Here is an 11,642-nt window from a genome sequence, read left to right on the forward strand (position 1 = left end):
CTGCGGTCAGGGTATCCCAGACTGAAGAATCCCGCGCTCTCCCGTAGGGGAGCGTTGGGAGTATGTCAATAAGAACTAATATTAAACATTCGCTTAATCTGTTTCACATATTGATAAATTTCAGGCAAACGTTTATAAATAGCAGACGCTTTTAAATAAATCTTATAAGGAACAGCAGGACTACTAGAAACAATTTCTCCAGCAGCAACATCATTATGAACACCTGCTTGAGCAGTAGCGATCGCTCCATTTCCAATTTTTGCCTGATTAGCAATACCCACTTGACCAGCCAAAATTACATTATCGCCCAGTTTCACCCCACCAGCTAAACCAACCTGAGCGGCCAAAGCACAGTTTTTCCCAATCTGACAACCATGGCCAACCTGTACCAAATTATCCAACTTCGTATTTTTGCCAATTCTAGTTTCTCCCACTGCGGGGCGATCTATAGTACTATTGCCACCAACTTCAACCCTATCCTCCAAAACTACTCTACCAGACTGTTCCATTTTATACCAACCATCTTGAGTGGGCACAAAACCAAAACCTTCTCCACCAATAACTGCCCCACTATGAATCACACAATCATTGCCAATTTGACTACGTTCATGAATCGAACAATTGGCGTGTAAAACAGAATTATCTCCTATTTCCACATCTGGATAAATTACCACATTTGGATAAATACAAACATTGTCCCCAATTTTTACCCCCGCATCAACCACAACATGAGGGCCAAGATAAACATTTTTTCCTATTTCCGCTGTGGAGTGAATAACAGCAGTGCCATGAATTTCTCGAATAGGTTGAAAAGGTTGATAAAAAAGAGCGATCGCCTTGGCAAATAATAATCTCGGCTCTTTTCCAGCTACCCACTCAATACCACGTTCGCTTGCCTGGGTTTGCAGAGTCTCGTCCATGGGCAAAATCAAAGCACTAGCATTTGTTGTGCTTAAATAACTGGCAAATTTTGGTCCTTCTATGTAACTAAGAGTACCTGCTAATGCTTCATCCACTGGGGCCACACCTGTAATATCTGGGGCCACACCATTAGTTTTTTCTAGACTACTAGCGATCGCCTCACAACCAAGCTGATTTACAAGTTCCCTAAATTTCATTATTTCCCACTCGTAGCTGGACTTTTGAATTTATACCATTTTCCTGCAAAAAAATAAACCCAAGTCCAGGGAAGGCAGAGGGCAGAAGGCAGAAGGGAAAGAAAAGTTCAAAGGGAGAAGTTTTTTTATAACTGATTATCCTAATACAGTCGAGACAAAATAATAGAAAGCTAATTTTGCCTAAATCTAATTTAGACGTTTCTGATTCTGGGTATGATTTTGCCCCCCGAGCAAGCCAACTTTGGGGGGAATAAAACTCTAAAAGTCCCCAAAAATGGGGGATTTAGGGGGGCTTGACCAACCAAACAATTGCGCATTCATACTTCAATTCGGCAACGCCCTAATTTACTTGACAGAAACAGAATCTACATCAACTGTGGTATCAGTAGTAGTTGAGTCTTGATCATGAATATCAGGTGCAACTGCTACATCTTTTTTACCGCGACGTAACTTCATAAATTCAACTGCCATCTGAGAAACTTCTGCCACCAAGAGAGTTACAATAGCAACATCATCAATTTGTCCGACAATGGGGATAAAATCTGGAGAGATGTCAAAAGGACTCAATACATAAGCCAACGTTCCAGCAATAATCCACCAACGATATTTAGGATTACGGATAGTATTACGATACCAAGTATATAGAGATTGAATGGAAAAACTCATTTAATTATCCTTAAACTTAAAACTTACTTACATTTTTAATAATGCCAGAATTTAAAGCAGTATGGCAATGTCAGTATCCACCATCAGTTTTTATAGAAATTTCTACATTTAAAATTAAGGAATTTTGTTATGGGAGTTTGTAGTTAACCTGCCGAGAAAAAAATGCTTGAGATAAAGTTATTTTTTTAGTAGTTGAACTTCTGAAGTCTGTCTGTGGTAGTGAATTGTGTAGTTAAAGCCCTTAATTTAGGAATTTCGCCATTTATTTATAGTTTTGATTTACTAATATTTTATATATAGAATTTTGCTCTAAGTCCTATATTTTTCAGAAAAGCAAATATCTAACCAAATATATCATATTTGCCACTTTCGTCCTTGAAATGAAACTATTGGAACACAGTTGAAATGAAAGTTTAGTAAAACTGCTCTTGAAGTTGAATACCATCTTTCATCTTCCCATGGCAGATATGCTTTTATTTCAGCACAATATCCGAAATTTGGGTAGCTCAAAACTTGGATTTTGTCATTCGATTCATCAACAAATTCTGGTAATGGAATTTGTTCGAAAAATCTAACTACTTGTTCCTCAAAAACTTTCTTTTCCTTTTGATTAAGAGATCTTTTGAAGAAAAACACTAACCAACAATAGGAAACAAGTTCATTATCTTCTTGTCTGACAATATTCCAATCTAGTTTGATTACAGAAGGACGATTGAGAAGTTTTTGAATAAAACAATAGGGCGAGTTTATATCGATAATAGCACGAATCCGTTGATGTCCTAACTCTTTAGCAATAGCAAGATATAGATGACCATGAGTAACTATTACTGAATTTTTATATACTCTAACACTAATAGTTGGCAGAGGGTAAAACTTCGAGCAGTAATGGCGAAGATGTTCGTAAATAAACTGCTCTTTCTGTTTATTTATAAATAAAATTTCATCAGTTAAAACATCTTTAGGATCGAGTTCAACAAGTAAAATATTCATTCATTTTTTTCACTTGCACGCCACTTTTCATAGTAACCTACATTCCTTACGACAAAACGTAGCATAAAAATGCAAGTAAAAAGCGAGTGCGTAATTCTAAGGTTTCCTACGGGGCGTATAAATTGCGGAAGTAATTCCGCACACAGCCCCTTCAGAATTTAAGACGCACTCAAGATAGTCATGCATTGCAAATCCCCTTGTTGAGGGTGCTTACCTAATTATAATTATATTTTTTAATTTTGCTTCACCTAAGCCAAAAAAATCGCCACTCTTTGTAAATAATTTTCCCGGTCTTCTAACATAGGAAAATGAGCAGTATTTTTCATCATAAAAAACTCTATTTTTTCATTTAATTCTGCTGCTTGCCTACCCATTTCTGCGGGAATAATTTGGTCATATTCACCAGAGATTAATAAAATTGGTACTGTTGAGTTTTTAAATTGTTCTGGCAACCATTCTGATGCTTCTTTACTCACAGAAGTTAAGACTGTGCCATAAGCAGCATCAAAGTCAGCCATCAGAAAATCTTCTAAAAATTCATTACACAAATTATCAGGAATAGACCTGTATAAAAATCTTTTCATAACCATACGACCCATCAAGGGAATTTTTGCTAACCATTTAGGCCGAAACATAACTACATAACGACTTGCTTTATGGAATGCAGAAAAACTTTTTTCATCATATTCAAAAATACCACTACAAGTTAAAATTGCTTTTTCTACTCTCTCTGGATACATATTTACAAATAAAACTGAAATAGACGATCCAGTTGAATGAGCTGTTAGGTAAACTTTGTCTAAATTTAAAGCCTCTAATAAAACTTTTAAATCTTCTGCGTAACCAACTAAATCATAATTATCGGTAAGATATTTTGAGCTTTTGGAAACACCTTTTTCTGCTGCGGGGTCTGGTGTAGGTAAAGAGCTACGACCAAATCCTTTTAAGTCGTAAATTAAACAATCAAATCGATCGGAAAGTTCTTTAGCTGTGCTTTCCCAATATCTACCAGAACCACCCCATCCGTGGAGAAATACCATTACTGGTTTCGATTTTTCTGTGGAATTTGATGTCTTTATCCACTCATAGTAATGCTCAACGCCATTGATATTTATATAAGATGTTTTTTCTGCTGTTTTCACTTTAACTAGCTCCTGCTTCCTGATTAATTTTTTTATCTTAAGTTAGAGATTATATCAAACTCTGTCTAATTAATAAACCTGACTAAAATATTTAGATATTTTCATCTCTTTGAAAAGAAGATGTATTTGTTAATTATTAACTATTAATTATTAATTATTCAATATACTTCATTATTTGAAAAAGTGCTTAATTCTCCATAGTTTTCTAATATTATTCTGATAAATTCTGCTGCTGTTACTGGTGAAGCTGTTTTTACTTCAATACTGTTTTGATGCAACCACCAACCTCTAGTAGTTTGGGGCGATCGCCAGATTTCTAAATGTTCTACAGATGGATGGGCATAAAAACTTTCATCCACAGTCCCCAAAAGTCCCCAACTCCAATGTGTAAAATAATCATGACTCACCTTATATATAGGAAAGTTTCCCTCTACAGGCATTCCCCACCCATCAATAGCAATAAAAGCTTTGACTGTTCCACCCTGCAGTTGCCAACCCCAAGCTGCTCCCACTGCTCCTACTACTCCAGCACTAAAGGCAATAAATATTAATGGCACATTTTTGGTTAATTGTTTTTTTATAGATAAAAAGTCCAAAATGTCAATAGCGGAATAGGGAGAATAATCTTGAGTGGGACAAATTAACAACTCTCCAGATTGAGAGAGACTTTGCCAATGGACAAATAATCCCTCCAAGAATTGCTCAGTTAGCTTTGAGTTGTGTATTCCAGGGCAAATTACTGTAGTCATCTTGAAGAAAGGAAGAAGGAAGAAAGTTATAAGTCAAAAGTCAAAAGTTAGAAGTTAGAAGGAAGAAAGTTATAAGTTATAAGTCAAAATTCAGAAGGAAGAAGGCTTTAGTTATCTGGGATAGAACTGAAGGATGGAAAAATCTGGCCTTGTCTGAGTCTTCAGCTTTTGATCAAAATAATTTGGTCTAAAACGCCGCCTTTTAAGGCGAAATATTTTTTGGAGCGAAACTCAAATCCCCTACTTCCCCTCCACAGTCTGGGTTAGAGGTTGGTTAACTTCTGACTTTTGACTTCTGACTTCATTAAATGTCCCAAGCAAACCTTCAATATTTTATATAATCTAAATTATTATAGTACCCATCCCCCCGGAGGGGAGTGTTAAACTAACATCAGAGTCTAATTACTCACTATGTACTGTTGTACAGAAACTAATAGTTGTAGTGGCAGGTTTGAGAAAAATATTTGTTTTTTTCAATCTTATGTCAATCAAACCTATGCTCAAAAAAAGGATTTTTATACTTGTTTTTTGACAAAGTATAAACCAATAAATTGTTTCTGTTTTATCTTGTATCAAGTTAATTAATATTTCTAAAATCAAGGGAAAAAACGTGGTTACTACTCCAGAAAAAATTCAACAATCTACAGTTACTCCATCCGAAAAAAAAGACAGAGTAGCAGTATTATTAATGGGATATGGTGAAGTAGAAAGTTATGAAGATTTTGCTAATTATAATGAACAAGCTTTAAATTTACTTACTGCTAAATTTGCTCCTGTTCCTACCTGGATATACCCTCCCATTGCCAAATTATTAGCTATTTTTGACTTGCATGAATGGAGTCATCAACATGGTAATTTTATCTCTCCTCATAATGCTATTTTTGAAAGTCAAAGAGCAGGAATTGAAAAAAATCTCCAAACAAAATGGGGCGATCGCATCAAAGTTTTCAAAGCTTTTAACTTCTGCGCTCCCCATTTACCAGAACAAGTATTAACACAAATTAAAGCTGAAGGATTTGATAAATTATTGATTTATCCTTTGCTAGTAGTTGATTCTATTTTTACCAGTGGAATTGCTGTCGAACAAGTTAATAAAGCCTTAGTAAAATTAGCAGATAATACCGAACATTGGATTAAAGGTCAACGTTATATTCCTTCCTTTTATAACGAACATGATTATATTGATTTAATGGCAAAAATGGTAGAAGAAGAAATTGCTAATGACTTAGCAGTTGCTCATTTACCATCTCAAATTGGCATTGTTTTAACTAATCATGGTTGCCCTCACGAAGCTAAAGGTTTTACTTCTGGAATTGACGAAAGTCAGGCACTTTATGAGTTAGTGCGGGAACGTTTAATTAATCGTTTTCCTTTAATTTCTGTAGGTTGGTTAAACCATGATACTCCACTAATTGATTGGACTCAACCAGATGCGAAAACTGCTGCTAAAAACCTCATAGAATTAGGTGCAACAGCTATTATATTTATGCCTATTGGTTTTGCCACAGAAAATCACGAAACATTATTAGATGTTGAGCATATTATTGAAGCAATACGTCGCAAATATCCAGAAGTAACTTATCGTCAAATGCCTTGTGTAAACGATCGCCCAGAATTTTTGAAGATGGCTGCTGATTGGGCTAACCTTTATATTGAGGAGTTGTTAAGTGAAAATGCTTTAGCTGTTAATCCTTCTTTAGCAGTGGCACAAGCGAAGAAAACTCATAGTCATAGTCACGGTGGGGAGCATGGACATTCCCACGGTCATCATCACCATCACGACCATGACCACCATCATCATCATCATTAGGAAGAAGTCAGGAGTTAGAAGTCAGAAGTGAGAATTTAACAGGAAAATTCTGTATGAGCTGAGATGAATAAATTGGTTTAATATCAATTACAAATTATTAGACTAGTTGGTTTCCAATTAGTGGCAGGTTTGAACTCCTGACTTCTTCTTCAAATAATTAGTTTTCTAATATTCAAATTTTTAAAGCCTCTCTTTTTTTAAGGGGGGTTTGCCATATCTACAACACTTTCATTTTTTCTTCCCTCTGGCTCATAAAGACAAAAGTTTCCCTAATAAAGTTACCAATAATAAGGCGATCAAATAAGCAGTAGATATATTTATAACACTGCCCCAATTCAACTTACCAAGAAAAGCTCCCACCCCAAGAAAACATATTAGTACCCATCCTGTTAAAGCAAATATTCTAAATTTACCAGGATTTGTTACGATCCAGATTATTATTCCAGGGATAGCTACAAACCCTAAAGTAAGTGATGCTAAAGAAATTACATACAAAGCAATAGGTATAAATGGAGAAGGACGCTTAATTTGCACCAATTTCAACTGGATAGAGTCTACATCTATTGAACCATTCTCATCTACCTTAAAAATTAATTGGAATTGTTTTTCCGTAGAAGTAGATGATGCTTCTGGTCATTTCAGTTATCAGTTATCAGTTATCAGTACCTCTGCAATAAGGAGGCTTGAAATAAGGAATATTCTCTTTTCTCTTGGTTGATTGGATATGGCGAGGTTTCCTCGCCATCCGGAGACCGCTTTTTATCCCCTTAAGAGGGGAGGCTTTAGACCAAATATTTCTCGGTAATAATTTTTGAGCTAATATTTTATTAATTAAATCCCAAAATAGAGTTTTTTCTTGTTTTGTCAATCCTTCAATTGTTGAATTGCTCATTTTATGGTACCTGATATAAAAGCTATATATTAACTACAAAAAATTGCTGCTATTGCACAACCAATTGAAGCAATAGCATATAATTTTTCATCTGGCATTTTTTCTTGCTTAAATTTTAGGACACTAGCGAAACCAAACAAAAGGGTGGAAAATATGATCGTTAAAAGAAGAATACAAAATACTAAATTTCCTAAAGAATTATCTAAACTACCTTGAAAAAAAGTAACCCCAATAGCAGAAGCGGAGATTGTAGTAGAAAAAATAAATAACTCGCCATCTTTTAGAGTTTCATACCACTCCCGCTCAATTTTCATTATCTTAATCAAGAGAAAATTAGTTACTATAGGTAATAAAGCTAAAATAATATTAACAAATATCCACAGAATTTTTGCACTCATAGTCCTGACAATAGAGACAATACTAAGTAAATATAAGATTGGAAAAATATTAATTTCATCGCACCAATGGTTAACTATTTTAAGGTTTACCTACAACATTATACCATTGAGAACAATATTGGCTGTAAATACCTCTTGCCTCCTGCCTCTAAACTCATACCAATTCACTTTAAAGATGTCACAAAACGTTTGAAATTTAGATGTGAAATAATTCCCTAAAATTACTATAGCGTCAAAGTTTTGAATCTATAAAATCTTACTTTTAACTTTTGAATTTTGACTTTTAATTTCTGTGAAACAGTAGTTACCAACAAATAATTTTTATTTAGCCGATTAACGTCCTGACATATTGTAATTTAGTACAGAATTTTTACCTATCAAAATATCTAATATTTAAGATTATCTAAATTTTTTAGAAAATCAAGTATCTGAAGAGTTATAGTCAAGCTAAATAATCTTTCATTGTAATGTTTATTAGAACTGTTTCATGAAACAAAAATTGAGGCAACTTGCTTTAGAAATAACTTTGACAACTTTGTTGATAGGTTTAATTGCCTGTCAATCAAATTTATCTGTTAAAAAAACTAGAGTTCGTGCTGCCCATAGTAATTGGATTGAGGAACATTTCCAAACCGAGATTGTAAATATTGGTCTTGAAAAACTTGGTTATCAGATTGAAAAACCGAAAGAAATTGACTACCCTGCTATTTATTTGTCTGTTGCTAATGGTGACCTAGATTATAGTGTTATCGGTGCTGAAAAAGCACACCAAGGATATTTTAATAATGCTGGGGGTGAAAAAAAGTTAGAGGGAGTAGGAGTTCTAACTCCTGATGTGATACAAGGTTATCAAATCGATAAAAAAACTGCCGATAAATATAACATTACTAATCTTGGACAACTTAAAGACCCGAAAATTGCTCAACTATTTGATTCAGATGGTAATGGTAAAGCTAATTTAATTGGTTGTAATCCTGGTTGGTTTTGTGAACGAATAATCGATCATCAGATCAAAGCTTATGGACTAGAAGATACAGTTGAACACAATAGAGGACAATACATTATTTTACTTGCAGATGTTATCAGTCGCTACCAGCAAGGGAAAAGCGTTCTCTACTATGCTTATAATCCTCACTGGATATCTACAGTCTTAAAACCAGATAAAGATATAATTTGGTTGGAAGTCCCCTTTACCTCTCTTCCAGAATCTCAGCAAAATATAACAGTAAAAGACACCACTATAGAAGGTAAAAATCTTGGGTTTGCTGTCGATCGCCTGCGAATTTTTGCCAACAAAGAATTTTTAACAGCTAACCCAGTTGTCAAACGTTGGTTTGAACTGGTTCAAATTCCGGCGGAGGATATGAATGTTGAAAGTCTATATATTAAAGATGGTGAAGATTCTCCAGAGGATATCCGTCGCCATGCCAAAGAGTGGGTTGAAAATAATCAAGAGTTGTTTGATAGTTGGTTAGAAGAAGCAAAAAAGGCAAGTAGAATTTAGAAGTTAGAATTTAGAATTATTAAATTAAAGGGTAGGAAAAAAGGGGAAAGAGCGAAAAATATTCTCGCTTTGATATTAGCTTATACCTGATAGCTGAATTAATCCCACTTAATTTTTTTTCCAGATTCCAGAGCATAGTAAAGTTCTAATCTATCCTGATTATTCAAAGTCATCTGAAAAGTAGAACCATCTTCTATCTTTCTAAAGAAGAGAATAAACTCACGATCTTTGTGAAATAACTTAACTTCGTAATCTTTAACTTTTCCGCGGTCGAGCAAGTCAGCATTTTGAGGTTCAGGAACTTTGACCATACTTCCAAATTTCTTACCAATTTTCATATCTGATAGTGCCGTAAATTTTTCTATACCTCGACCTAAAAGTGGAGTTTTATATGTTTCGATTTTAGGCATTGGATACTTATTTTTCAGTTCTGGAGATGACCATTTATAGTAATCAAAAAATGAAAGTGGGATGTAAGAATCAGCCACAGATTTTAGGTCTGATGAAGTTGAACGAGTTTCCGAAGATAGATATACAAGCATTCCCATATTTACTAAACTTTCAATAAGTGGTTTAAAATCCTTATCTCCAGATAATAAAACTGCTTTTGTCATATTGTTGCGAATAGCATGATTCATCATATCTATTGTGAGGAGAATATGAACTTCTTTTTGACTTTTTTTTGTCAAATTTCCTAGTTTAACGTGATATTCTTCTAGAGAACGAATTTGATTAAAATAATCTTTTTGTTGAGATACACGCTTTTCAAAATCTCTTTGATCCTCATACTTACCTTGAATCCTGTCTATATAGTCATAATAGAAAACTTTTCGAGCATCAAAAAAATTTTTGATGGCATTAAAATCAATATTAATATTGTCATTTATGACTTCATTGCCAAACCATTTAGAAGTGGAGTCTATATAACTTTTTCTTAGGTAACTTCCATCAATAAATAAATAAGTGACTTTTGAAGATTGTAGTTCGGTAAGATTATGAGAATTTGACATTTTTAACAATAAATATCTACTTTTTAGTTTAACTTTACATTACAGGACTTATGGGAAAGGTTAAATATATTTTAGCTATTTAACATACCCTTTAACTAAATAATCTCTTACTTAAGATTAACTTAACAAAATATTATAAGTGTCAAACCTTAATCAAAATATTTGATTAACTCTTCTAAAAGAGATGCAAGCATTCAGCCATCAGCACTTCCCTGCGGGATGCGCTCGCATTCAGCTATTGCTTTTAGTTTGCTATAAAAGCTTTATTAATTGTCTTACTAAAAAAGTTGACTCCCTTGCCCTTAAAGTCATTTATTACAGCACTTTTTAGGATAGTGAGGTACAGTTGTAAAGTTAATCTTTTTTTCCCTACTCCCTACTCCCTAAAGTCCTAAAATTTTGTACCTCATCAACTCCAAAACTGCTGTAATTTAAACGCTTTCCTAGTATGAGAGAGTCTTTTTGCTGATAGCTGAATGCTTACAAAGAGATTGAGCAGGTTTTTCCAAATCAGAGTCAAGAACAAATGTCAAACTACGCAATTTTACTTGACTTTCACCAACTAATTGATTGATGGAATTAGTTAGTTTTTGAGGATCAACCAAAATAGCTGCGTGACATTTTTTAGTTACATAGTTATAAAATTTCCCACCGACATACTTAGTCTAGACTTCTATCCGTTCTACTAAACTTACCCAAACTTACCCATACATGATTGCATGAGCTTTGGAGCTAGCTTCCTGTTTTGCTGACGCAATGCTGCGCAAACACTGAAGACCACTGACCGCAGTCTGTAACTTATCTTCTCCACAGGCTTAAATTCGCTTGGAACTCAAGCTACTGATACCCATAGTTTTTCAAGTTGACAGCAGCATTAAAATCTCTGTCAGCTTCAAAACCGCATTCACTACATTTGCGATCCGCAAAGCTGCGCTAACATAAGTTCTCAAGTGTAACGGCATTTTCTGTTGATGCCCACAGTTTGAACATATACGTTAGCAAATACCATTTGCCCCTACAGATGGTGGTTTAATTCAATTTTCGTAAGTCTTGATTAACTAAATCTCCAAATCTCTGAATTTTTCTACTACAGTTAAAGGTAAAGAAAGAGCATCTGCAACTTGTTTGGTAGTTAAACCCATGCTCAATAACCGAGGAATAGCTTCTTGTTGCTGTTGAGCAATTAAGTTCCGTTCCTGTTCAGCTTGTTGACGTGCATTTGCCTCTAGTTCGGCATTTTGTCTTTCTTGTTGAGCTATTTGTCTCTGTTGTTCGGCATTTTGTCTTTCTTGTTGAGCTATTTGTCTGTGTTGTTCGGCATTTTGTCTTGCTTGCTCCTTTTGTTCGAGAATTTCTACATAAG

11 protein-coding genes and 2 pseudogenes are annotated in these 11,642 nt (G+C 34.5%); 2 read left to right on the top strand and 11 right to left on the bottom strand.

Features of this window, described 5'->3' with window-relative positions; translation table 11 throughout:
* Window positions 1–65: 65 nt before the first annotated feature.
* From lpxD to AC3DU7_RS12425, 5 genes are all read right to left on the bottom strand, one after another.
* Window positions 66–1,118, bottom strand: a complete 1,053-nt coding sequence (gene lpxD, locus AC3DU7_RS12405; RefSeq protein WP_488039653.1) for a UDP-3-O-(3-hydroxymyristoyl)glucosamine N-acyltransferase — start codon at window positions 1,116–1,118, stop codon at window positions 66–68.
* A 345-nt stretch (window positions 1,119–1,463) separates the two neighbouring features.
* Window positions 1,464–1,784, bottom strand: coding sequence for a YkvA family protein (locus AC3DU7_RS12410; RefSeq protein WP_488039654.1), 321 nt, complete (start codon window positions 1,782–1,784; stop codon window positions 1,464–1,466).
* A 354-nt stretch (window positions 1,785–2,138) separates the two neighbouring features.
* The gene (locus tag AC3DU7_RS12415) at window positions 2,139–2,774 is read right to left on the bottom strand and encodes a hypothetical protein (protein ID WP_488039655.1); all 636 of its coding nucleotides are present in this window, start codon (window positions 2,772–2,774) and stop codon (window positions 2,139–2,141) included.
* A 248-nt stretch (window positions 2,775–3,022) separates the two neighbouring features.
* Window positions 3,023–3,916 (bottom strand): alpha/beta fold hydrolase, encoded by an 894-nt coding sequence (locus tag AC3DU7_RS12420; protein WP_488039656.1) that lies wholly within the window; start codon window positions 3,914–3,916, stop codon window positions 3,023–3,025.
* Window positions 3,917–4,074: 158 nt separating this feature from the next.
* Entirely contained in the window at window positions 4,075–4,665 is a 591-nt protein-coding gene (locus AC3DU7_RS12425; RefSeq protein ID WP_488039657.1) for a hypothetical protein, read from the bottom strand.
* A gap of 610 nt (window positions 4,666–5,275) precedes the next feature.
* On the opposite strand from AC3DU7_RS12425, the gene AC3DU7_RS12430 reads away from it, so the two are divergent.
* The gene (locus tag AC3DU7_RS12430) at window positions 5,276–6,475 is read left to right on the top strand and encodes a ferrochelatase (protein WP_488039658.1); all 1,200 of its coding nucleotides are present in this window, start codon (window positions 5,276–5,278) and stop codon (window positions 6,473–6,475) included.
* A 249-nt stretch (window positions 6,476–6,724) separates the two neighbouring features.
* Here AC3DU7_RS12430 and AC3DU7_RS12435 read toward each other — a convergent pair whose 3' ends face one another.
* The 3 genes from AC3DU7_RS12435 to AC3DU7_RS12445 all read right to left on the bottom strand — a co-directional run bounded on the left by AC3DU7_RS12435 (window position 6,725) and on the right by AC3DU7_RS12445 (window position 7,765).
* On the bottom strand, window positions 6,725–7,009 hold the full coding sequence (locus tag AC3DU7_RS12435; protein WP_488039659.1) for a hypothetical protein: 285 nt from the start codon (window positions 7,007–7,009) through the stop codon (window positions 6,725–6,727).
* Window positions 7,010–7,127: 118 nt separating this feature from the next.
* Window positions 7,128–7,367 carry a hypothetical protein gene (locus AC3DU7_RS12440; RefSeq protein ID WP_488039660.1) on the bottom strand — a complete coding sequence of 80 codons (240 nt, stop codon included), beginning with the start codon at window positions 7,365–7,367 and terminating at the stop codon, window positions 7,128–7,130.
* Window positions 7,368–7,396: 29 nt separating this feature from the next.
* Complete coding sequence (locus AC3DU7_RS12445) at window positions 7,397–7,765, bottom strand: hypothetical protein (RefSeq protein ID WP_488039661.1); 369 nt, start codon at window positions 7,763–7,765, stop codon at window positions 7,397–7,399.
* 487 nt (window positions 7,766–8,252) lie between these two features.
* On the opposite strand from AC3DU7_RS12445, the gene proX reads away from it, so the two are divergent.
* Entirely contained in the window at window positions 8,253–9,269 is a 1,017-nt protein-coding gene (proX, locus tag AC3DU7_RS12450) for a glycine betaine/L-proline ABC transporter substrate-binding protein ProX (RefSeq protein WP_488039662.1), read from the top strand.
* Between the two features lie 98 nt (window positions 9,270–9,367).
* Here the strand turns inward: proX and AC3DU7_RS12455 are convergent, their stop codons facing one another.
* The 3 genes and pseudogenes from AC3DU7_RS12455 to AC3DU7_RS12465 all read right to left on the bottom strand — a co-directional run.
* Window positions 9,368–10,279, bottom strand: a complete 912-nt coding sequence (locus AC3DU7_RS12455; protein ID WP_488039663.1) for an NYN domain-containing protein — start codon at window positions 10,277–10,279, stop codon at window positions 9,368–9,370.
* A gap of 837 nt (window positions 10,280–11,116) precedes the next feature.
* A pseudogene (locus tag AC3DU7_RS12460) lies at window positions 11,117–11,194 on the bottom strand (zinc ribbon domain-containing protein); the annotation flags it as partial.
* 143 nt (window positions 11,195–11,337) lie between these two features.
* Window positions 11,338–11,642 (bottom strand): annotated as a pseudogene (locus AC3DU7_RS12465) (hypothetical protein); the annotation flags it as partial.

This window comes from Okeania sp. (assembly GCF_983059655.1).